Below are 20838 nucleotides of genomic sequence, written 5' to 3'. Positions count from 1 at the left end.
CGGGAGGCGTTACGGGGTCGGGGCGCCGTTCCCGCGAGCGCGGAGGAATCGTTCGAGCCCGGGCAGGTCGTCGGTGTTGAGGTGGTCGACACCGGCGGCGAGCAGTTCGGACCAGACGGCCTCGCGTTCGGGTCCCGGCAGGTCGAGTGTGGCCCAGAAGCGGATGCGGCGGCCTTCCCGGTGGGCGGTGGCGACGAGGGCGCGGAGCCGGTCGCGCTCGGCCCGGGGGAAGGGGCCGGCTCCGCGCCAGCCGAAGGTCTGGGTCCAGTTGGCGCTGACGAGCGGGGCGAACGAGGCGGGGGCCGCGGTGCCGAGGTCGTCGAGGCGGCCGTCGTAGAACGCGTACCGGGTGCGCTGCGTCTCCATGGGCGCCCGGGCGGCGCGGTCGCCGGAGATCACCGGGGTGACCGCGCCGGGGTGCACGCGGCCGTGGCTGTAGCGGGTGAGGATCCGGTGGTGGCGGCGCAGCTGCCGGTCCAGTTCGCGGTAGGCGGCGACGCCGTCGGCCTTGATGTCGATGAGGAGTTGCAGCGGGGCGCGGTGGTGCGGGTGGACGCTGCCGTGGCCCGCGCGGACCAGGGCGGCGAGCGGGTCCAGGTAGAGCGAGGCGAGGGTGCGGGTGGGGTCGAGCGTGGCGGGCTCGTGGGCCACGAGCAGGTCGCCGCCGACGAGGAAGACGTCCGCCTCGACGCTGGTGAACCCGTGGGCGAGGGCGTCGTGCAGCGGCCGGGCGTGCAGGTAGTCGTTGTGCGCGTGGGCGTGGCGCAACGGGCGCGGGCCGCGCGGGCGGGCGGGCGCGGCGACCGCCGTCGCGGTGGGGGCGGCGACGGCCACGGCGGCGGTGGCGAGGGCGACCGTGAGCGCGCGGCGGCGGGTGGGGTGGACCATGAGGACTCCCTGAGCGGCGGACGGACGGGGGGGGACGGTCGCGTCGAGTATGGAGTCGCGACCTCGCCGCTGGGCAGGTACCTGCCAAGAGTTGGCTGGACCGTCGCCCGCCGGTCGGCCGGGCCGCATCGGTTGTTCGCCGGGTGCCATGGGCCGTGCGCCGCACGCCGTTCGCTGTTCGCCGCTCGTGCGCGCAGCCGTTCGCGGGGGGCTCGGGCACAGGTCCGACTCGGGTGACAGCCCCTGCTCGGGTGTGACAGACCCGCTCAGCCGACCGCCACGCGCTCGCTTCCGGCGGTCCGCTCGCCCCAGCGGACCGTACGGTCGCACCAGCGCTCCAGCAGCACCCGGTCGTGGCCGACCGCGAGCAGGGCCGCCCCGGACGCGGAGCGGTAACGCTCGACCACGGCGACCAGGGCGGCCGTCGTGGAGGCGTCGAGCATCGCGGTCATCTCGTCGCAGATCAGCAGCCGGGGCTCCAGCACCAGGGCCCGTGCCAGACAGGCCCGCTGGAGCTGGCCGTCGCTCACGGCGTGCGGGCGGCGCTCCAGCAGTTCCTCGGAGAGGCCGACCAGCGGGGCCAGTTCCGCGACCCGCTCGGGGACGTCCCGGCGGCGCCCGGTGGATCGCAGCGGCTGGGCGATCAGTTCGCGCAGGCTGAGCCGGGGGTCGGCGGAGAGCCGGGGCTGCTGGAAGACGACGCCGACAGCCGTGCGCTGCTCGCGCGGGGCCCGGTGCCGCCAGCCGCGTACGACCGTGCCGTCGAGGGTCATGGTTCCGGCGTCCGGGCGGTGCAGGAGGGCGGCGACCTTGGCCAGGGTGGACTTGCCGCAGCCGCTGGGGCCCAGCAGCCCGACCGCCTCGCCCGCCGCGACGTGCAGGGAGACCTCACGGACGACGGGGTCGCGGCGGTCGTATCCGGCGGTGATCCGGGTCAGCTCAAGCATCGGCGGCCTCCTTCAGGGGGTGCGTCCGGCCGGTCGGCGCGTGGTGACAGGCCAGGTCCGCCTCGAAGGCCGGACGTTCGCCGGTGCAGCGGGCGTCCGCGTGCGCGCAGCGGGCGGCGAAGGCGCAGCCGTCGGGCAGCGCCCCCAGCTCCGGCGGCATCCCGGGGATCGGGGCGAAGTCCCGCTCGGGCAGGGCGTCCAGCAGACCTCGGGCGTAGGGGTGGCGGGGGCCGGGTGCGCCGAAGAAGGGAGTCGCGTCGGCGATCTCGACGATCCGGCCCGCGTACATCACCGCGACCCGGTCCGCGATCCGCATCGCGGCGGCCAGGTCGTGGGTGATGATCAGCAGCGCCCGGCCCTCGTCGGTGTGGCGCCGCAGCTCGTCGACGGTCCGCTCGACGAGGTCCCGGTCGAGCCCGGTGGTCGGTTCGTCGGCGAGCAGCAGCGGGGCGTCGCCGATCAGGGCGAGGGCGGTGGCGGCGCGCTGGGCGAGGCCGCCGGAGAGCTCGTGCGGGTAGCGGTCGAGGTGGCCCTCGGGGAACGAGGCGCGGTCGGCGGCCGCCACGGCGGCCTTGGCCAGCCCGCTTCCCCGCACCCCGGTCAGCTCGCGCAGGCTCTCCTCCAACTGGGCCCGGACCGTGCGCACGGGGGTGAGGTGGGCGGCGGGACTCTGCGGTACGAGGCCGATGCGCCGTCCCCGTACGGTGCGGGCGAGGGTGCGCTCGTCGGCGGTCAGCAGGTCCGTGTCCCCGCCGAGCACCGCTCTGCCGGTGGTCTGGGCGTTGGCGGGCAGCAGGCCGAGCAGGGCGGAGGCCAGGACGGACTTGCCGCAGCCGCTCTCGCCGACCAGGGCCAGGCACTCCCCCGGCGCGACGGAGAAGCGGGCGTCGGTGACGGCCGCGATGTCCCGGCCGCCGCGCATCCGGAAGCGGACGGAGAGGTTCTCGACGGCGAGGACGGGGGGCTCGGCGGATTCTGGGGCGCGGGTCACAGCATCAGCTCCGATTTCCGGCGCGGGTTGATCCGGTCGCGCCAGGCTCCGGCGAGTCCGGCGAGCGCGAGGGTCGGGATGATCAGGAAGAGGCCGGGGAAGAGGGTGGGCCACCAGTCCCCCGCGAGCAGCGAACCGCGTGCGGACTGGACGAGGTTGCCGAGGCTCGCCTGGTGGGCCGGGAGCCCCAGCCCGAGGAAGGACAGCGCGGACTCGTGCCACATGGCGTGCGGCACCATCAGCACCGCCGCAAGCCCGGCCTGCGGGAGCACGCCCGGCAGCAGGTGCCGCACGACGACCCGGGTGCGGGAGGCGCCGCCGGAGACGGCCGCGTCGATGAAGGGGCGCGAGCGCAGCGAGAGCACCTCCGAGCGGACGATCCGGGCCGTGGAGAGCCAGTGCGTCAGGGCCACCGAGATGATCACCGGCCAGACGCCGGGCCGGAACATCGCGACGATGAAGATGCCGAGGAGCAGGTGCGGCACCGAGGACAGGGCGTCGACGACCCGCATGACGACCCGGTCCGTCCAGCCGCCGAACGCCCCGGCGAGCGCGCCGATCGCGGTGCCGATGACGGTGGCGGTGAGGGCCGCGACGAGGCCGACGAGCAGCGATACGCGCAGGCCGTAGATACAGCGGAGCAGGAGGTCGCGGCCGACGTCGTCGGTGCCGAACGGATGGGCCCAGGACGGCGGGTCGAGCTTGTTGGCCAGGTCGACGGCCTGCTGGTCCAGCTGGGCCAGCGGCGGGACGACGAGGACGGCGAGCGCGACGGCGATGACGATCGTGGCCGAGGTGACGATCCGGACGCGGCGGGTGGTGCGGCCGGGGAGGGCGAGCGCGGTCTCAGCCATCGAAGGCCACCCGGGGGTCGGCGAGTCCGTAGAGGAGGTCGGAGAGCAGGTTGCCGAGCAGCACGGCGGCGGTGGCGAGCACCGTGAGCGCGGCGAGCAGGGAGAAGTCCACCGAGGTGGCGGCCTCCACCGTGGCGGCGGCGATGCCGGGCCAGCTGAACACCGTCTCCACGAGCAGTGCGCCGGTGATGAGTTCGGGGACGCGGGAGCCGATCAGGGTGAGCATCGGCAGCATCCCGGAGCGGAGGGCGTGGCCGAGGAGCACGGTGCGCTCGCTCAGCCCCCGGGCGCGGGCGCCGCGCACCGGATCCTCGGCCAGGGCGTCGGCGACCCCTTGGCGTACGTAGAGGAAGAACCACGGCAGTTGGGAGATGCCGAGGACGGCGGCGGGCAGCACCAGGTGGGAGGCGACCTGGCCGAAGGTGACGACGTCGCTGGCGGCGTCGGTGAGCCCGCCGGCCGGGAGGACGTCGAGCTTCAGGGCGAAGAACCAGATGGCGAGCAGCCCGAGCCAGAAGGCGGGGGCGGCCTCCAGGGTGTACGCGGCGGAGCTGACGCACCGGTCGAGCCAGCCGCCGGGCCTGCGGGCGGCGAGGACGCCGAGGCCGGTGCCGAGCAGGATCGCGACGAGGAAGGCGGTGGCGGCGAGCAGGACGGACCAGCCCATGCGCTCCGCGATGACGTCGGCGACCGGCTGGCGCATCACGCTGGAGTCGCCGAGGTCGCCCCGGAGCGCGGAGGTCAGCCAGTCCCACCAGCGGGCGACGAGCGGCTGGTCGACGCCGAGGTTGGCCCGCAGCTGGTCGAGGTTCTCCTGCGATGCGGTGAGCCCGGCGGTGCCCGCGTAGGCCTTGACCGGGTCGAACGGGGACGCGGCGGCGACGGCGAAGACGCCGAAGGTGACGACGCCGAGGACGGGGACGGCGAACAGGGCCCGGCGTCCCGCCATCCGCGCCATCGGCCCCCAGGGGAGGCGTCGGCTCACTTCTTCGAGCCTCCGGCGCCCTCGGTTGACCACTTCTCGACGTTCCACCAGGGGCCCGAGGCCAGCCCGTGGTCGTGCGGCTCGACCTGGGTGGTGAGGGGGCCGAAGCGGTCGTCGACGACGTACAGGTGGTCGATGTGGGTGAGGAAGGTGTAGCCCGGGTTCTTCACCAGTTCGCGCTGGACGGTGTCGTACGCCTTCTTCCGCTCGGCCTTGTCGCCGCTCTTCCGGCCGGCCTCGATCGCGGCGTCGACGGCCTTGTTGTCGTACCAGGCCATGTTGTTGAAGCCGTCGCCCGCGAGGGAGGACTTCAGCAGGGTGTACTGGTCGAAGTCGGGGTCGGCGGGCGATCCGCCGCCCGCGAGCACGGCGTCGTGCTTCATCCGGGGCTCGATGACCTCCCAGGTGCCGGCCTCGGCGGTGATGGCGATACCGGCCTTCTTGGCGTCGGAGGCGTAGGCGAGGGCGTGCTCCTGGCGGAGCTTGTCGCCGGTGAGGTACCAGAGCGGGAAGGCGGCGCGGACGCCGTCCTTGACCCGGACGCCGTCCTTGCCGGGCTTCCAGCCCGCCTCGTCCAGGATCTTCTTCGCGGCGGCGAGGTCGTGCTCGCGCTCGGTGCCCTTGGTGAACCACTCGCTGTCGGTGGGGACGGGGCCGTAGGCGGGCTTGCCGTCGCCGTTGAGGATGGCGTCGACCATGGTCTCGCGGTCGACGGCGACGTCGAGGGCGCGACGCACGGCGGTGTCGCCGGCGACCTTGTTGTGGGTCGGGAGGGTCACCGTGCGGTAGTCGTAGGTGGTGGCGGCGTACGTCTTCTTGCCCTTGTCGTCCGCGAAGCCCTTGGCGAGGTTGGGCGGCAGGATCGCGCCGTCGAGGTCGCCGGAGCGCAGCCGGGTGGCGCGCACGTCGTCGTCCTTGATGATCGCCATGGTGAACTTCTTCACCTCCGGTGCGCCGCCCCAGTAGTGGGGGTTGGCGGTGAAGCTGAGCTTCTCGCCCTTGGACCACTTGGTGAGGACGTAGGGCCCGGTGCCGACGGGGCGGGTGGTGAAGGCCCCGGTGTTGACGTCCTGCTTGCCCGCGATGTGCTGGGGGGCGATGGGCAGGACGGTGCGCTGGGCGAACGGCGCGTAGGGGTACTTCAGCGTGAAGACGACCGTGTCCTCGCCCTTCGCCGTGACGTCCTTGACGGCGTCCAGCTCGGTGCGGGAGGCGTTGTTGGTCTTCTCGTCGAGGATGGTGCGGTAGGTGAAGACGACGTCCTTGGCCCCGAACGGCTTCCCGTCGCTGAACTTCACGCCCTGGCGCAGCTTGTACGTGTACGTCAGGCCGTCGGCGCTGACCTCGGGGAGCTCGGCGGCCAGGGCGGGGCGGAGCTTCATGTCCGCGTCCAGGGCGAGCAGTCCGTCGAAGATCTTGGAGTTGCCGTCCTTGCCGTAGCCGAGCAGCGGGCTCAGGCTGTCGGGCTCGTAGGCGATGCCGACGACGGCCGAGGTGGACCCCGATCCGGATCCGCTCTTGGCCGTGTCCGGGTTCGAGCAGGCGGCTGCGGTCAGGGACAGGGCGGTGGCCATCGTGGCGGCGACCGCCACCCGTATCGATCGGGCCGTCATAGTCTGCACATCCCTGTTCAAGATCGGTTGTTATTGCGAACAGTGTGCAATTAAACATCACGTAAAAGACCCTGGTACAGCCCGCCTCGACAGACGAGACGGGTGCACCAGGGCCGATGCGTCGAAGGACGCCCCCTACGGAGCCGGAAGTTCCACCAGCTCGGCGACGGCCCGACGGTGGCTGCCCGCCGTGCCGTACGCGATCGAGTCGGCCTTGGCGCGCTTCAGGTAGAGGTGCGCCGGGTGTTCCCAGGTCATGCCGATCCCGCCGTGCAGCTGTACGCACTCCTCGGCGGCGTGGACCGCTACGCCGGAGCAGTACGCCTGGGCCACCGCGACCGCGAGCGGGGCGTCGGGGCTCCCGGTGGCGAGGGCGTCGGCGGCGTTGCGGGCGGCGGCGCGGGCCGAGACGACCTCCAGCCAGAGCTGCGCCATCCGGTGCTTGAGCGACTGGAACGAGCCCACGGGCCGGTTGAACTGGTGGCGGTCCCGGGTGTACCGGACGGTCTCGGTCAGACACCACTCCGCGAGGCCGAGCTGCTCGGAGGCGAGCAGTCCGGCCCCGGCGAGCAGTCCGCGCCGTACGGCGGTGGCGCTCGCTCCCGCGTCGGCCAGCAGCGTCCCGGTGGCGCCGGTCAGGGTGACGGTGGCCAGGGGCCGGGTCAGGTCGAGCGGGACGAGCGGTTGTACGGCGACGCCGTGGCCGGCCGTCCCGACGGCGTACAGTCCCTCGGCGGTCGGCACCAGCAGCACGTCGGCCACCGCCGCGTCGGCGACGCCGCGCACCGTCCCGTCCAGCGAAGCGAGCGCCGCGCCCACCCCGGTGGGCGGGGTCGCGAAGGGCACGGCGAGCACCGCCGTACGGGCTCCGGAGGCCAGCTCGCCCAGGAGCGCGGCGGCCGGTCCGTCCGCCGCGCCCAGCGCGAGGAGGGTCTCGGTGGCCACGACGGAGCTGGTCAGATAGGGGGCGGGGGCCACGGCCCGGCCGAGCTCTTCCAGGACCACGGCGGCCTCGCGGTGGGAGGCGCCCTGGCCGCCGAGCTTCTCGGGCACGAGGAGTCCCGCCGCGCCGATGCCGGTGGCCAGCGAGGACCAGAGCCGCTGGTCGTACGGCGTGTCGGACTCGGTCGCCGCGATCACCGTCGGCGCGGCGGCCCGGTCGGCGAGGAGGGCGCGCACGGCGGAGCGCAGGTCCTCCTCGTCCTGCGAGTAGAGCAGGTCGGGGGTGGCGGGGGGCTGGGCGGGCGCGGTCATCGGCTCAGGTCCTTCCAGGCGACGTCCTTGTCGTTGCGGGGTTCGGAGGGCAGTCCGAGGACGCGCTCGGCCACGATGTTCAGCAGGACCTCGCTGGTGCCGCCCTCGATGGAGTTGCCCTTGGAACGCAGATAGCGGTAGCCGGCGTCCCGTCCGGTGAAGTCGACCAGCTCCGGGCGGCCCATGGTCCAGTCGCCGTACAACAGGCCTTCGTCACCGAGCAGTTCGACCTCAAGGCCGCTGATCTCCTGGTTGAGCCGGGCGAAGGCGAGCTTCATGCCCGAGCCCTCGGGTCCCGGCTGTCCGGCGACCAGCTGCTGGCGCAGCCGCTCGCCGGTGAGCCGGGCGACCTCGGCCTCCACCCAGAGGGTCAGCAGGCGCTGGTGGGTGTCGGGGGTGCGCAGCTCGGGACGCTCGCGCCAGGTCCGGGCGACCGGGCCGATCATGCCGCCCTCGCGCGGGATGCGGGAGCCGCCGATGGAGACGCGCTCGTTCATCAGGGTGGTCTGGGCGACCTTCCAGCCCTCGCCGACGGGGCCGAGGCGGTGGCTGTCGGGGATGCGTACGCCGGTGAGGAAGACCTCGTTGAACTCGGCCTCGCCGGTGATCTGGCGCAGCGGCCGCACCTCGACGCCGGGGTCGGTCATGTCGCAGATGAAGTAGCTGATACCGCGGTGCTTGGGCAGGTCCGGGTCGGTGCGGGCGATGAGGATCGCCCAGCGGGCCAGGTGGGCGCTGGACGTCCAGACCTTCTGGCCGTCGACGATCCAGTCGCCGCCCTCGTCCCTGACGGCTCGGGTGGCCAGGGCCGCGAGGTCGGATCCGGCGCCGGGTTCGCTGAACAGCTGGCACCACACCTCCTCCCCCACCCACAGCGGGCGCAGGAAGCGGCGCTTCTGCTCGTCGGTGCCGAAGCCGAGGACGGTGGGCGCGGCCATGCCGAGGCCGATGCCGATGCGGCGCGGGTCGTTGTCGGGTGCGTCGGCGGCGGCGAGTTCGGAGTCGACGGCCTGCTGGAGGGAGCGGGGCGCGTCGAGCCCGCCGAGGCCCACCGGGTAGTGGACCCAGGCCAGGCCCGCGTCGAAACGGGCCTTCAGGAAGTCGGTGCGGTCGGTCGTGGCGGGCGGGTGCGCGGCGAGCAGCTCGCGGGTGCGGCGGCGGACCTCGGCGGCGTCGGGAGCGGGGCTCATCGGGCGCCTCCGGGCAGGACGACGATGCGGCCGGTGCTGGTGCCGTCGGCGACGCGCTGGACGGCGTCGGCCGCTCCCGCCATCGCGACGCGCTCGCTGACCAGGGGTGTGACGATGCCCTGCTCGGCCAGCTTGGTCAGCTCGTCGTGGCAGGCGCGGACGGCGGCCGGGTCCTTGGCGTTGTACAGGCCCCAGTGCAGCCCGACGACGGAGTAGTTCTTCACCAGGGCGTGGTTGAGGGCCGGGGCGGGGATGACGCCGCTGGCGAAGCCGACGACGAGGATGCGCCCCTCGAAGGCGACGCACTTGGCGGACTTGGCGTACGCGTCGCCGCCGACCGGGTCGTAGACGACGTCCGCGCCGTGCCCGCCGGTGGCCTCCTTCACGGCGGCGACGATGTCCTCGCTCCGCCGGTCGATGACCAGGTCGCAGCCGAGCTCGCGGGCGACGGCCGCCTTCTCCGGGCCGCCGACGACGCCGATGACCTTCGCGCCCGCCGCCCTGCCGAGCTGGACGGCGGCGCTGCCGACGCCTCCGGCCGCCGCGTGGACGAGGAGGGTCTCACCGGGCTGGAGGCGGGCACGGCGGTGCAGGCCGAACCAGCCGGTCTGGTAGCCGATGTGCAGGGCGGCCGCTTCGGCGTCGTCCAGTGCGTCGGGTGCGGGCAGCAGGGCCGCCTCGTCCGCGACCACGAAGTCGGCGAAGCCGCCGTGCGGCAGGGCGGGGGTGGCGAGGACCCGCCGCCCGTCCTCGGTGGTGCCGCACACCTCGACGCCCGGGGTGAAGGGCAGCGGCGGCCGGACCTGGTACTGGCCCCGGCAGAGCAGGGCGTCGGGGAAGTTGACGTTGGCCGCGCGGACCTCGACGAGCACCTGCCCGTCGCCGGGCACGGGCCGGTCCGTCTCCTCCAGCCGCATCACCTCGCCCGGCTCGCCGTTCCGGTGCACTCGCCATGCCTGCATGAGGGGCCTCCACAACACTGTCGGCTTCAACCGCTGCCGCGGTCGGCATTACCACTGCTGCGCCGCATACTAAGCGGTCGCTTGCCGATCTGGGAACACCTCCGGCCCACCCCCGGGCTTCAGGCGCGCTTCGGCCTCGCCCGCACGTGCATGCGCTCGCCCTGCGGACCGAAGAGGCTGAGGAACTCCACCGTCTCGTCCTCGGCCGGGCCGAACCAGTGCGGCAGCCGGGTGTCGAACTCGGCGGCCTCGCCCGGCTCCAGCACCAGATCGTGGTCGGCCAGCAGCAGCCGCAGCCTCCCCGAGAGCACGAACAGCCACTCGTACCCCTCGTGCGTGCGCTGCTCCGGCGGGCCGCCGCTGCCGGGCTCCTGGATCAGCTTGTACGCCTGGAGGCCGCCCGGCCGGGCGGTCAGCGGCAGCATGGTTCGGCCGTGCTGCACGATCGGCTTGGCCCTGACCCGCGGATCGCCGACCGGTGCGGCGCCCACGAGGTCGTCGAGCGGCACCTCGTGGGCGCGGGCGATCGGCAGCATCAGTTCGAGGCTGGGGCGACGGCCGCCGGACTCCAGCCGGGAGAGCGTGGAGACGGAGATGCCGGTGGCCGCCGAGAGCGCGGCGAGGGTGACCCCGCGGTCCTTGCGCAGCCGCCGCAGTCGGGGGCCGACGCCGGAGAGGACGGACTCCAGTTCCGGGTCGTCCCGGTCGTGTTCCTTCATCCGGCCATTGCAGAATCGGCAAGCCCGTTTGTCAACCCGCCAAATCCGTCGACGCCAGCCCCGGGACAGCCCCGGTGGACTCCTCCTCAGGCGGCGAAGACCTCGAACGTCACCGCCGGCCGGCCGCCGAACTGCGCGGCCGCCTCCTTCGTCAGGCCCTCCAGGAGGGTCCGGCAGTACCGCTCCGGGTCCTCCTGGGTCAGCGCCTCGATGTAGGTGCGGTGCTCCAGCAGCGACCGGACCGAGCGTTCGAGACCGGCGGTCGCGTCGACCGCGTGGGTGGGCCGGTCGCTGCCCGCCACGGCGGTCCAGCGCACCCCGTCCCACGGATCGAGTCCCCGCTCGCCCAGCTCCGGGAAGATCCAGCGGTTGCCCGCGTCGGCGACCGCGTCCAGGGCGGCGCGCCCGACCGCGCGGTGGTCGGGGCTGTTCCAGGCGACCCCGCCCCAGGTGTCCCGGTGGTTGACGGTGACCACCAGCTCGGGGCGGTGGCGGCGGATGGCCGCGGCGATGTCGCGGCGCAGGCCGGTGCCGTACTCGATCACGCCGTCGCGGTGGTCCAGGAACTCCACGGTCCGCACCCCGACGACGGCGGCGCCGGCCCGCTGCTCCCGCTCGCGCACCGGCGCGCACTCCTCGGGCGACAGCGTGTCGATCCCGGCCTCGCCCCGGCTGGCGAGGAGGTAGACGACCTCACGGCCGCCGTCGGTCCATTCCGCCACGGCCGCGGCCGTTCCGTACTCCAGGTCGTCGGGATGGGCGACCACCGCCAGGGCGCGCTGCCAGTCGACGGGCATGGGTTCGAGTAACTGCGTCATCGCGTCAGGCTACCAACGTGCCGTCACCGCACGGTCTTCCCGGCACCGGCGCCGGGCGTGCGAGGCTGGAGTCCGGTGACGCTCACCGCGGACACGGCTCACCCGGCCTGTCCGGGCCGGGTGAGGGATACCCTCCGCCCACCGCTCCGGCGAACGAAAGGAACCCGCTCGTGCCCAGCCCCGCCTCCCTCTCCCCCGCCCAGGCCGCAGCCCGTCTGGAGGAGTTCACCGTCATCGATGTGCGGGCTCCGGGCGAGTACGCCGCCGGGCACGTCCCCGGCGCCCTGAACATCCCGCTCGACAAGCTGCCGGACGCGCTGCCCGCGCTCAAGTCCGCCTCCGCGCGCGGTTCGCTGCTGGTGGTGTGCGCTTCCGGGGTCCGGTCCACGCGGGCCTGCGAGATCCTCGCGGGAGCGGACATCGAGGCCGTGACGCTGACCGGCGGAACGTCGGCCTGGGAGGGCGACGGCCGCGGCCTGGACCGTCCCGAGGGCGCGCGCACCACCTGGCCCATGGAGCGTCAGGTCCGGCTCGCGGCGGGTTCGCTGGTGGTGGCGGGGCTGGTGGCGGGCATCCGCGTGCCCGCGGCACGCTGGCTGTCCGCGGGCATCGGCGCGGGCCTGGTGTACTCGGCGCTCAGCAACACCTGCGGGATGGCCGCGGCCCTCTCGAAGCTGCCGCACAACCGGGCCCCGCGCACCGCCGGCGACCTGGACGCCACGCTGGAGGAGCTCCAGCGCTGATCCGGCGGGCCGGCCGGTCCACGACCGGCCGGCCCCGGGGCGGGCGCGCGGGGCCCGGCCGGTCAGGCCTCGTCCCGCACCAGCGCCAGCAGCCGGTCCAGGACGCGGGGACCGCCCGCGCGCACGCCGTCGTGCTCGTACTCGTTCGTCACCCAGGCCCGCGCCCCCCGGATCGCCGCCGCGGTGCGCAGCGAGTCCTCGGCGTGGACGTACATGTCGTCGTGGTAGACGGCCGCCGCGACCGGGACCTCGTTGGCGGCGAGCCGCTCTGCGTCGTACAGCACGGGCCAGTCGGTGCGCTGAGCGAGCAGTTCGGCGGTCTCGCGCAGCGGGCGCAGGGCAGGGTCGACGTCGAAGTGCCAGGGGTGGATGGTCTCGCCGGTGAAGAGGACCGGACCGTCGCCCGCCAGCGCCTTCGCCGCGTCGAACTGCGGGAACTCGCCCCGGACCCGCTCGGCGGCCCAGGCGGTGGGGCGCTCGCCCTGTCCGTAGATGGCCTCGTGGAGCAGGGCGTAGAGCGGGTGCCCGGCAAAGGAGGCGGCCGTGCGCATGGCCTCCTGGAAGGCGTCGGAGAGTTCGGTGCCGCCCGGGGTGCGGACGAACGCGTTCTCCAGCAGGTAGTGGAGCTGGTGGCTGCCGCTGCCCGAGCCGAGCATGATGCCGAGCGACTGGAAGCCCTCGGGCGTCAGCCGGTGCCCGGCGCTCTCGGGCCGGTGCTCCGCGAGGTGCGCGGCGATCGCGCGGGCGCGCTCGACGTCCTGGGGGTAGCGGGCGTAGTGGGCGGCGACCTTGCGTTCGATACGCGGGTACGCGGCCCGGTAGACGTCGTCCGCGTGCGCGTCCAGCGAGGGCAGCCCGCCGGTGATCAGGACCGCCTTCAGCCCTTCCGGCGCGGTGGAGAGATAGTGGACGGCGCAGAAGCCGCCGAAGGACTGGCCGAGGACCGTCCAGGGGGCTCCGCCGGTCAGCTGGGGCCGGATCAGCTCGCAGTCCCGGACGATGGAGTCGGAGCGGAAGTGGGCGAGGTAGTCGGCCTGCTCGCGCGGGCCGCCGCGCAGCGGGAGGGTCTGCCGGTTGGCCGGGGTGGACAGTCCGGTGCCGCGCTGGTCGAGCAGGAGCACCCGGAACTCGCGCAGGGCGCGGCCGAGCCAGGCCTCCGTGCCGACGAACCGGCGCGCGCCGAAGCCGGGGCCGCCCTCCAGGTAGACCAGCCAGGGCAGATCCTCGCCCGCCCGGGAGGTGGCGACCGCTTCCCGGCCGTAGACCTCGATCTGCTCGCCGCCGGGGTCGCTGTGGTCCAGGGGCACGGTGAAACGCCGGTCCGTGAGGACGACGCCGGGCTGGCGGTAACTGTTCACGGGAACTCCTGATTCCGAGGTGCGGGCCGATCCGGGCCAAAGGGCCAGTCCAGCACATGCCCGCGCCGGTCCGGCGGAGGGGTCCTCGGGAGATGCCCCGGACGGTCCCGGCCCGTGTGCGGTGCGGCGGGGGCGCTTCTAGCGTTCAGACATGATCCGGTTCGAGCAGGTCGGCAAGGTCTATCCGGACGGGACGACGGCGGTCGACGGGCTGTCCTTCGAGGTGGCGGCGGGCGAGCTGGTGACCCTGGTGGGACCGTCCGGCTGCGGCAAGACCACCACGATGATGATGGTGAACCGGCTGATCGAGCCGACCTCGGGCCGGATCCTGGTGGACGGCGAGGACATCGCCGGGATCGACCCGGTGAAGCTGCGCCGCCGGATCGGCTATGTGATCCAGCAGGTGGGCCTCTTCCCGCACCGGACCGTCCTGGACAACACCGCGACCGTTCCGGCACTGGTCGGCTGGAAGCGCTCCCGGGCCCGGGAGCGGGCGGCGGAGCTGCTGGACCTGGTGGGCCTGGACCCGGGGACGTACGGCTCGCGCTATCCGGCGCAGCTCTCCGGCGGGCAGCGCCAGCGGGTGGGCGTGGCGCGGGCGCTCGCGGCGGATCCGCCGGTGCTGCTGATGGACGAGCCGTTCGGCGCGGTGGACCCGGTGGTGCGGGAGCGGCTCCAGAACGAGTTCCTGGCGCTCCAGCAGCGGATGCGCAAGACGGTGCTCCTGGTGACGCACGACATCGAGGAGGCGGTGCGGATGGGCGACCGGATCGCGGTGTACGGGGAGGGGCGCATCGAGCAGTTCGACACGCCGGCCGCCGTGCTCGGCACCCCGGCGACCCCGTACGTGGCCCGGTTCGTGGGGTCCGACCGGGGGCTGAAGCGGCTGTCGGTCACCGCGATCGAGCCGGAGGACCTTCAGGAGCCGCCGGTGGCCCGGCTGGAGGAGCACGCCGGGGCCGCGGCGGCCCGGCTCGCGGCCGCGGGGGCCCGCTGGGCGGTGGTCCTGAACGGCGCGGGCGAGCTGCACGGCTGGGTGTCGGCGGACGCGCTGCAATCGGCCGGGGAGGAGGAGACGGTGGGCGGCCTGGCCCGCCGGATGGACGCGTGGGTGCCGGTGGGCGCCCCGCTGAAGCAGGCGTTCAGCGAGATGCTCCAGCACGACGCGGGATGGGTGGCGGTGCTGGACGGGGCCAGGTTCCTCGGGGTCCTCACCCCGGCGAAGCTGCACGAGGCGCTGCGCCGGTCGGTGGACGCCGACGCGCAGGGGGTGGGCCGTGAGGAGGTGGAGTTCGATTCCGTGGCGGACGCGTAAGGGCTGGGGTGACCCGCCACCCGGCCCTCAACCGACCCGGACGACCGGTCAGCGGCCGCGACGGTAGCTGCTGCCGTCCCGGGGCCGGACCAGCAGCCCCGCCACGACGAGGTGGCGGCGCAGCGCGGAGCAGTCCTCGTGGACGGTCAGGAGCGCCTCGTTCACCTCGCGCTCGGTGTACGAGCGCTCCCGCTCGAACAGCGTGTCGGCGAGGTGCACGAGCAACTGCTCCCGCCGGGCCTCCTTGCGCGGGATCGCGACGAGGCGGCCGTGCGAGAAGAGCGCCTCGACCCGAGGGGTGCGAGGAGTCTGCGACGGCGGAGCAAGGGTCTCTTGTTCGGCGGACATGGCGGGAAGCCTCGCAGGCGTCCGGAGGTCGGGCAACGCCTTTTCGGCGTTGCCCGACCTCGCGTTGACAGACCCGTCCCGTCCGGGTTGTGATGGTGCACGTGCAGCGTGACGTCGGCCAAAGAGATCTGGGCCGGCCGGCGGTCAAGCCAGCACCTTCTTCCCGGGATGACGCCATGAGTCCACTCATCGCCCCCTGCCTCTGAGCACCCCAGCCTCCGAACACCTCGCCGCGGGCACTCCGCGACGCCGGGCCGTCGCCTGCCCGCATTCCTTCCGGGAGACCCAGACCTCCATGCCCCATGCCTTCCAGCAGTCCGTCATCGCCGAATTCCGCGCCAACGCCGGGAAGGTCGGCGGCCCCTTCGAGGGCGCCGATCTCCTCCTGCTCACCACCACCGGAGCCCGCTCCGGGAAGCCGCACACCACACCCCTCGGATATGTGCGCGACGGCCGCCGGCTCCTCGTCGTCGGCTCCAACCTCGGCGCACCGCTCCACCCCGACTGGTACCGCAATCTCCTCGCCCGTCCCACCGTGCGGGTCGAGTTGGGGGACGAGGAGTTCGAGTCCCTCGCCGTACCGGCCGAAGGAGCCCGACGCGACGAGCTCTTCGCCCGGGTGGTCGCCCGAGCGCCCGGGTACGCGGACTACCAGGACGCGACGGACCGGGTGCTGCCGGTCGTGATGCTGGGACTGCCCGACCCCGGCACGACGGCCCCCGCGATCACCTCGCTCGCCGACAAGCTGGTGGAGGTGCACACCTGGCTGCGCGATCAGTTGCGCCACGTCGGCGCCGAGACGGAGGCCCACTTCGCCGCGCGGGCTTCCCACCCGGGCGGGGGCGAACCGCCCGCTCCCGGTCTCGGGCTCCAGATCCGGCAGCGCTGCCTGGCGTTCTGCCAGGCGCTGGAGTTCCACCACACGGCCGAGGGCGGCCATGTGTTCCCGACGACGGAGGGCTTCCACCCTCATCTGGGGCACGTCTTCGACCGGCTGCGGGAGGAGCACCGGAGCATCGGGGCCCTCCAGACGGCGCTCGCCGCCCTGCTGGCCGACGTCGCGATCGCGGAGCCGGACCGCTTCCGCGCCGAGCTGGCCCGGATGACCGACGAGCTGACCGCCCATCTCGACTACGAGGAGGAACACATCGTCCCCCTGCTGGCAGGAGTGCCCTGGCCCCCGGCACCGCCCGCCTCCTGAGCCGTCGGGCGGCTCAGGCCTCCGGGAGGAGCTTCCTCGCCTCCAGGTAGGTGCGCGCGACATCCTCGGGCAGCCTGCGCCAGCTGTCGACCTGTTCGTTCATCGAGGCCAGGTCGGCTGTGGTCAGCACGGTGTTGAGCCGGCCGAGGGCGTCGCGCACCCCGGTGCTCCCGGCGCGGGCGCGGTTGACGACCGGAACCACGTAGTCCGCGTTCTGGAGTTTCTTGTCGTCCTCCAGCAGCACGAGGCCGAACCGGTCCAGTGTGGCGTCGGTCGTGGTGGTCAGCACCATCTGGTCCTGACCGCTCTGCACCGCCTGCTTGGCCTGGGTGGTGCCGACGCCCTTCGGGTCGACGGCGACGACGTCGATGCCGTACGTCTCGCGCAGGCCGGGTGCGCAGTAGGGCCGCTGGACGCATTCGTCGCCCGCCGCCAGCCGTACGGGCAGCTTCGCGGCGCCCACGTCGCTGAGGGTCCTCAGTCCGTGTTCCTTCGCGTACGCGGCGGTGACGGCGAAGGCGTTCTGGTCGACGGCCCGGCCGGGGTCGAGGACGGTGAGGCCGCGCGGGGCGGCCAGCGAGCGCAGCTCCCTCATGGTGGTGGCGAGGTCGGGCGATCCGACCGGGGGCGCGTCGGCGCCGTTGGCCTTGGCGTTCAGCCAGTCGGCGAAGGTCGCGGCGTACTCCGCCACCACGTCGATCTGGCCGTTCTCCAGGGCGGGTTCGTAGATCTCCCGATTGGTCACGGAGATGATGTCGGCGGAGTACCCGGCGTGCTCCAGGAGCAGCGCGTAGAGCTGGGCCAGCAGGTCGCTCTCGGTGAAGCCGGCGGACCCGACCGTGAGGTGCCTGCTGTCGCCGGGCGGTGCGGTGACCTCGCCCCGGTTCTCCAGCGCCGGGCCGGCGGTGCAGGCCGTGGCGGCGAGGAGGGCCAGCGTGGCGAGGGCCCGGCGGGCGCGGTTCACGCGGTCTCCCGTCCACGCCCCAGCCGCTGCCCGGCCTCGAAGAGGCTCTCGACCAGGAGTGCGAAGACGGCCACCAGGATCGCTCCGGCCACCACCTGCGGGGTGGAGGCGAGGTTGAAGCCCGCGGTGATGATCCGGCCCAGTCCCCCGCCGCCGGCCAGTGCCGCGATGGTGGCGGTGGCCACCAGCTGGACGGCGGCGATCCGCACTCCGGTGAGGATCAGCGGCAGCGCGAGCGGGAGTTCCACGCCCAGCAGCATCTGGCGGCCGGTCATGCCCATGCCCCGGGCGGCCCGGACGACGTCCCGGTCGACCTCGCGCATCCCGACGTAGGCGTTGGTCAGCAGCGGCGGCACGGCGAAGAGCACGAGCGCGATGATCGTCGACCACTGGCCGTGCGTCCCGATGGGAGTGAGCAGCAGCAGGACCAGCAGGGCGAAGGTGGGCACGGCCCGGCCGATGTTGGAGAGGTTGACGGCGAGCGCGCCGCCCTTGCCGAGGTGGCCCAGGACGAGGGCGACGGGCAGCGCGATCAGGCAGCTGATGAGCAGGCAGACGACGGTGAGGTAGAGGTGTTCGCCGAGCCGGTTCCCAACGCCGTCCGGGCCGGACCAGTGGGCGGCGGTGGTGAGCCAGGACCAGGCGCCGGAGAGGGCGTTCACCCCTGCCTCCCCTTGCTGGGCGTGTTCACGCCTGCCTCCGGGTCCAGGGGGTCAGCAGCCGTCCGGCTCCCAGGAGCAGCAGGTCCGCGGCGACGGCGATGACGACACACAGGACGGAGGCGGTGAGCACCTGGGCCTTGAAGTAGGTGTTCATGCCGGAGTAGATGAGGTTGCCGAGTCCGCCGTGGCCGACGATCGCCCCGATGGTGACCAGGGAGACCGCGGAGACGGTGGCGATGCGCAGCCCGGCCATCGCGGCGGGCAGCGCGAGCGGGAGCTCCACGGCGAGCAGCAGGCGCAGCGGCCCGTATCCCATGCCGCGTGCGGCCTGCCGGGTCTCTTCGGGGACGGCGCGTAGCCCGGCCAGGATGTTCCGGACGAGCAGGGTCAGGGAGTAGAGGACGAGCCCCGCGATCACCAGCGCGGCGGAGAGTCCGTACAGCGGCAGCAGCAGCGAGAACATCGCCAGCGACGGGATCGTGTACAGGATCGTCGTCAGTCCCAGCACCGGTCCGGCCGCCCAGCGCCATCGGCGGGCGGCGATCGCCAGGGGGACCGCGAGCAGGAGGGCGACGGCCACCGCGGCGCCCGTCAGCTGGAGGTGTTGCAGCACCGCGTCCGCCAGGATCTCGCGGCGGCTGGAGAGGTAGGCCCCGCAGATCCACTCGTTACGGGCGAGGCAGTCGTCCGGGGGCGCCGTCACCCGTCCATTCGAGCGTGCCAGGGGCCCCGTCGCGCGTCGGGGGCGGCCGTTCGGGGGGTGTTTGAGCGAGTGCTCAACTCTCTGGTAGCGTCCCCGGGCACAGGGGTTGAGCACTCGCTCAAACACCCGTGGCGACCGGGGGCACGCATGGGGCTGTACATAGAGGCGTTGATCCGTACCGATCCGGAGCGCCTGTGGGCACGGACCCAGGACCCCGGTCAGCATCAGCGGTGGGACCTGCGCTTCACCGAGATCAGCCATATGCCCGGCCCGCCGGGTTCCGCCCAGCGGTTCCGCTACGCGACCCGGGTGCTGCCCTTCCTGACCGTCGCGGGGACCGGGACGAGCGCGGGCGAGCGGCACCGGGAGGACGGCGAGCGGGTCTCCGCACTGCGCTTCGCCTCCCCGGAGAGGCTGTCGCCGCTGTCCGAGGGCAGCGGCTACTGGCGTTACGTTCCCACCGCCGACGGCATCCGCTTCCTGACCGGCTACGACTACCGGACCCGCTGGGGCCGCTTCGGCACGGTCGCGGACCGGTTGGTGCTGCGGCCCTTGATGGGCTGGGCGACCGCCTGGTCCTTCGACCGGCTGCGGCTGTGGTGCGAGCGGGACATCAGTCCGGCCCGGTCGCTGGCGTACGCCCTGGCGGAGATCCTGCTGCGGGTCCTCGCCGTGGCGGCAGCCCTTCCCTTCGGCCCGGCGGCCGTACTGCCCGCCGCCCTGGCCGCACTGCTGGCGCCCCCGTCCCGCCGCACGCCCGCCGCCCGCCGCTGCCTGCGCAGACCGCCCGGCCGCCCGGCCGCCACCCCGTCCCTTCTCGCCCGCCTGGAGCGCCCGTGACCTCGATATTCGCCCGTGCGATGGGAGACGACTTCGCCCGGCTCCACCCGCAGTTGCGACGGCGCTTCTCGGTCGGCCTGGAGAGCGGGGAGGCGTGCGTCGGGCGCGGTTCCATGGACCGGATCTGGCACGGCCGGGCGTTCGTGAAGCCGTTCCTCGCGCTCGGCGCCACGCGCAACATCCTGGTGCCGAGAACCGGCCGCGACGTCCCGTTCACCATCGAGAACGTGCCCTACACCGACGCCCACGGCCGGGAGACCGTGACCTTCGTCCGGACCTTCGCCCTGCCGGGCGGTCCGCGCCGCTTCGACGCCACGATGGTGCACAGCCCCGAGCGCTCCTGTGTGCTGGACTACCTCGGCACCCACCAGCACCTGGCCACCGACCTGCGGCTCACCGCGGAGCCCGACGGTTCCCTGCTCATCCGTTCCGGGGAACACCGCTTCCGCGAGGGGCCCGTCGACGTCCGGGTGCCCCGGCTGATCGGGGGCGACGCCGAGGTCCGCGAGTCCTTCGACGACGCCACGGGCCGCTTCCGCATCCGGGTGGCGGTGACCAACCGCCGCTTCGGCCCGCTGTTCGGGTACGAGGGAACGTTCCGCGCCCGCTATGTCGACGCCCTGCGCCACGGCGTACGGGCGGGTCTGCGCCCGGTCCGCGAAGAGGCGCGGGCGTGACGGGGAGCGCGGCGGGGGCGGACACCCGGACGAAGCTCCTGGAGGGCGCGCTGCGCACCCTCGCCGAGCAGGGGATCGCCAAGACGTCGGCCCGCTCGGTGGCGGCCTCGGCCGGGGTCAACCAGGCACTGGTCTTCTACCACTTCGGCTCGGTCGACGAGCTGTTGGCGGCGGCCTGCCGGTACGGCGCGGAGCAGCGGGTGGCCCGGTACCGCGACCGGCTCGCCGCCGTCACCTCCCTCGCCGGGCTGCTGAAGTGCGGGCGCGAGCTGCACGAGGAGGAGCGGGCCGGCGGCCATGTCGCCTTCCTCGCGCAGGTGCTCGCGGGAGCGCAGACCCAGCCGAGGCTCGCGCCCGCGACCGCCGCCGGACTCGGCCTGTGGACCGCCGAGATCGAGAAGGCCCTCACCCGGATCCTGGCGGACTCGCCGCTGGGCGAGTTCACCGACCCGGCGGGCCTGGCCCGGGCGGTGACGGGGTCGTTCGTGGGCCTGGAGCTGTACGAGGGCGTCGACCCCGCGGGGGCCGGGCGCGCCTTCGACGCGCTGGAGCAGCTCGCCGCGCTGGCCGGGGTGCTGGACGAGCTCGGCCCGGTCGCCCGGCGCGCCGTGCGCCACCGGCTGCGGCGCACGGGGAGTGCGTGAGGGGACGCTCGCGGAGGGGATGCGGAACGACCTGGACTTCAGGAGCAACCCTCCTCGCCCGGCCGCCGTCTTGATCGATGACAGGACGGTGCGCCGCGTGTGACGCGCGGCGCCCCACCCCACAAGATCCGGGCCTGCACGACCGCCGGACTATACCTTCCG

Annotated in this window: 22 protein-coding genes; 6 read left to right on the top strand and 16 right to left on the bottom strand. The window is 73.7% G+C overall.

The window, feature by feature from the left end; all coding sequences use genetic code 11:
- Nucleotides 1-9 precede the first annotated feature (9 nt).
- The 11 genes from OG245_RS35455 to OG245_RS35405 form a co-directional block, all read right to left on the bottom strand.
- A complete protein-coding gene (locus tag OG245_RS35455) occupies nucleotides 10-888 on the bottom strand; it encodes a phosphatidylinositol-specific phospholipase C/glycerophosphodiester phosphodiesterase family protein (RefSeq protein ID WP_371627436.1) in 879 nt (292 codons plus the stop codon).
- Between the two features lie 266 nt (nucleotides 889-1154).
- Nucleotides 1155-1835: an ABC transporter ATP-binding protein gene (locus OG245_RS35450; protein ID WP_217223512.1), complete on the bottom strand. Its 681-nt coding sequence runs from the start codon at nucleotides 1833-1835 to the stop codon at nucleotides 1155-1157.
- Nucleotides 1828-2757, bottom strand: a complete 930-nt coding sequence (locus OG245_RS35445; RefSeq protein WP_371628079.1) for an ABC transporter ATP-binding protein — start codon at nucleotides 2755-2757, stop codon at nucleotides 1828-1830. Before OG245_RS35445 ends, OG245_RS35450 begins: the two co-directional genes overlap by 8 nt.
- Nucleotides 2758-2822: 65 nt before the next feature.
- The gene (locus OG245_RS35440) at nucleotides 2823-3680 is read right to left on the bottom strand and encodes an ABC transporter permease (protein WP_371627435.1); all 858 of its coding nucleotides are present in this window, start codon (nucleotides 3678-3680) and stop codon (nucleotides 2823-2825) included.
- The gene (locus tag OG245_RS35435) at nucleotides 3673-4638 is read right to left on the bottom strand and encodes an ABC transporter permease (RefSeq protein WP_371628078.1); all 966 of its coding nucleotides are present in this window, start codon (nucleotides 4636-4638) and stop codon (nucleotides 3673-3675) included. Before OG245_RS35435 ends, OG245_RS35440 begins: the two co-directional genes overlap by 8 nt.
- 23 nt (nucleotides 4639-4661) lie before the next feature.
- On the bottom strand, nucleotides 4662-6278 hold the full coding sequence (locus OG245_RS35430) for an ABC transporter substrate-binding protein (RefSeq protein ID WP_371627434.1): 1617 nt from the start codon (nucleotides 6276-6278) through the stop codon (nucleotides 4662-4664).
- 135 nt (nucleotides 6279-6413) lie between these two features.
- Entirely contained in the window at nucleotides 6414-7532 is a 1119-nt protein-coding gene (locus OG245_RS35425; RefSeq protein WP_371627433.1) for an acyl-CoA dehydrogenase family protein, read from the bottom strand.
- Nucleotides 7529-8722, bottom strand: a complete 1194-nt coding sequence (locus tag OG245_RS35420) for an acyl-CoA dehydrogenase family protein (RefSeq protein ID WP_371627432.1) — start codon at nucleotides 8720-8722, stop codon at nucleotides 7529-7531. The genes OG245_RS35425 and OG245_RS35420 overlap by 4 nt, the downstream gene beginning before the upstream one ends.
- A complete protein-coding gene (locus OG245_RS35415; RefSeq protein WP_371627431.1) occupies nucleotides 8719-9684 on the bottom strand; it encodes an NADPH:quinone oxidoreductase family protein in 966 nt (321 codons plus the stop codon). The genes OG245_RS35420 and OG245_RS35415 overlap by 4 nt, the downstream gene beginning before the upstream one ends.
- 119 nt (nucleotides 9685-9803) lie before the next feature.
- Nucleotides 9804-10403 carry a helix-turn-helix domain-containing protein gene (locus OG245_RS35410; RefSeq protein ID WP_371627430.1) on the bottom strand — a complete coding sequence of 200 codons (600 nt, stop codon included), beginning with the start codon at nucleotides 10401-10403 and terminating at the stop codon, nucleotides 9804-9806.
- Nucleotides 10404-10489: 86 nt separating this feature from the next.
- On the bottom strand, nucleotides 10490-11221 hold the full coding sequence (locus OG245_RS35405; RefSeq protein WP_371627429.1) for a PIG-L deacetylase family protein: 732 nt from the start codon (nucleotides 11219-11221) through the stop codon (nucleotides 10490-10492).
- A 170-nt stretch (nucleotides 11222-11391) separates the two neighbouring features.
- Here OG245_RS35405 and OG245_RS35400 point away from each other — a divergent pair, with 170 nt between their 5' ends.
- Nucleotides 11392-11964 carry a rhodanese-like domain-containing protein gene (locus tag OG245_RS35400; RefSeq protein WP_371627428.1) on the top strand — a complete coding sequence of 191 codons (573 nt, stop codon included), beginning with the start codon at nucleotides 11392-11394 and terminating at the stop codon, nucleotides 11962-11964.
- A 62-nt stretch (nucleotides 11965-12026) separates the two neighbouring features.
- Here the strand turns inward: OG245_RS35400 and OG245_RS35395 are convergent, their stop codons facing one another.
- The gene (locus OG245_RS35395) at nucleotides 12027-13322 is read right to left on the bottom strand and encodes an alpha/beta fold hydrolase (RefSeq protein WP_371627427.1); all 1296 of its coding nucleotides are present in this window, start codon (nucleotides 13320-13322) and stop codon (nucleotides 12027-12029) included.
- 151 nt (nucleotides 13323-13473) lie between these two features.
- Here OG245_RS35395 and OG245_RS35390 point away from each other — a divergent pair, with 151 nt between their 5' ends.
- Nucleotides 13474-14637, top strand: a complete 1164-nt coding sequence (locus tag OG245_RS35390; RefSeq protein WP_371627426.1) for an ABC transporter ATP-binding protein — start codon at nucleotides 13474-13476, stop codon at nucleotides 14635-14637.
- 48 nt (nucleotides 14638-14685) lie between these two features.
- Here the strand turns inward: OG245_RS35390 and OG245_RS35385 are convergent, their stop codons facing one another.
- Nucleotides 14686-14985, bottom strand: a complete 300-nt coding sequence (locus OG245_RS35385) for a DUF2087 domain-containing protein (RefSeq protein WP_371627425.1) — start codon at nucleotides 14983-14985, stop codon at nucleotides 14686-14688.
- Between the two features lie 295 nt (nucleotides 14986-15280).
- Between OG245_RS35385 and OG245_RS35380 the strand changes: the two genes are divergently transcribed.
- Complete coding sequence (locus tag OG245_RS35380) at nucleotides 15281-16186, top strand: nitroreductase/quinone reductase family protein (protein WP_371627424.1); 906 nt, start codon at nucleotides 15281-15283, stop codon at nucleotides 16184-16186.
- Between the two features lie 13 nt (nucleotides 16187-16199).
- Here the strand turns inward: OG245_RS35380 and OG245_RS35375 are convergent, their stop codons facing one another.
- The 3 genes from OG245_RS35375 to OG245_RS35365 are packed head-to-tail and all read right to left on the bottom strand — an operon-like array spanning nucleotide 16200 to nucleotide 18515.
- The gene (locus OG245_RS35375) at nucleotides 16200-17150 is read right to left on the bottom strand and encodes an ABC transporter substrate-binding protein (protein WP_371627423.1); all 951 of its coding nucleotides are present in this window, start codon (nucleotides 17148-17150) and stop codon (nucleotides 16200-16202) included.
- On the bottom strand, nucleotides 17147-17812 hold the full coding sequence (locus tag OG245_RS35370) for an ABC transporter permease (RefSeq protein WP_371627422.1): 666 nt from the start codon (nucleotides 17810-17812) through the stop codon (nucleotides 17147-17149). The genes OG245_RS35375 and OG245_RS35370 overlap by 4 nt, the downstream gene beginning before the upstream one ends.
- Before the next feature lie 25 nt (nucleotides 17813-17837).
- Nucleotides 17838-18515 (bottom strand): ABC transporter permease, encoded by a 678-nt coding sequence (locus OG245_RS35365; RefSeq protein ID WP_371627421.1) that lies wholly within the window; start codon nucleotides 18513-18515, stop codon nucleotides 17838-17840.
- Between the two features lie 147 nt (nucleotides 18516-18662).
- Between OG245_RS35365 and OG245_RS35360 the strand changes: the two genes are divergently transcribed.
- Genes OG245_RS35360 through OG245_RS35350 form a run of 3 tightly spaced genes read left to right on the top strand, consistent with a single transcriptional unit; the run spans nucleotide 18663 to nucleotide 20676 of the window.
- The gene (locus OG245_RS35360; protein WP_371627420.1) at nucleotides 18663-19355 is read left to right on the top strand and encodes a hypothetical protein; all 693 of its coding nucleotides are present in this window, start codon (nucleotides 18663-18665) and stop codon (nucleotides 19353-19355) included.
- Nucleotides 19352-20032: a DUF4166 domain-containing protein gene (locus OG245_RS35355; RefSeq protein ID WP_371627419.1), complete on the top strand. Its 681-nt coding sequence runs from the start codon at nucleotides 19352-19354 to the stop codon at nucleotides 20030-20032. Before OG245_RS35360 ends, OG245_RS35355 begins: the two co-directional genes overlap by 4 nt.
- Nucleotides 20029-20676 carry a TetR/AcrR family transcriptional regulator gene (locus OG245_RS35350; protein ID WP_371627418.1) on the top strand — a complete coding sequence of 216 codons (648 nt, stop codon included), beginning with the start codon at nucleotides 20029-20031 and terminating at the stop codon, nucleotides 20674-20676. Before OG245_RS35355 ends, OG245_RS35350 begins: the two co-directional genes overlap by 4 nt.
- Nucleotides 20677-20838 lie beyond the last annotated feature (162 nt).

Origin of the sequence: Streptomyces sp. NBC_01116, assembly GCF_041435495.1 — a bacterium.
Classification (GTDB): Bacteria; Actinomycetota; Actinomycetes; order Streptomycetales; family Streptomycetaceae; genus Streptomyces.
Note: the sequence above shows the minus strand (reverse complement) of the source record. Positions and strands in the feature narration are given on the sequence as shown.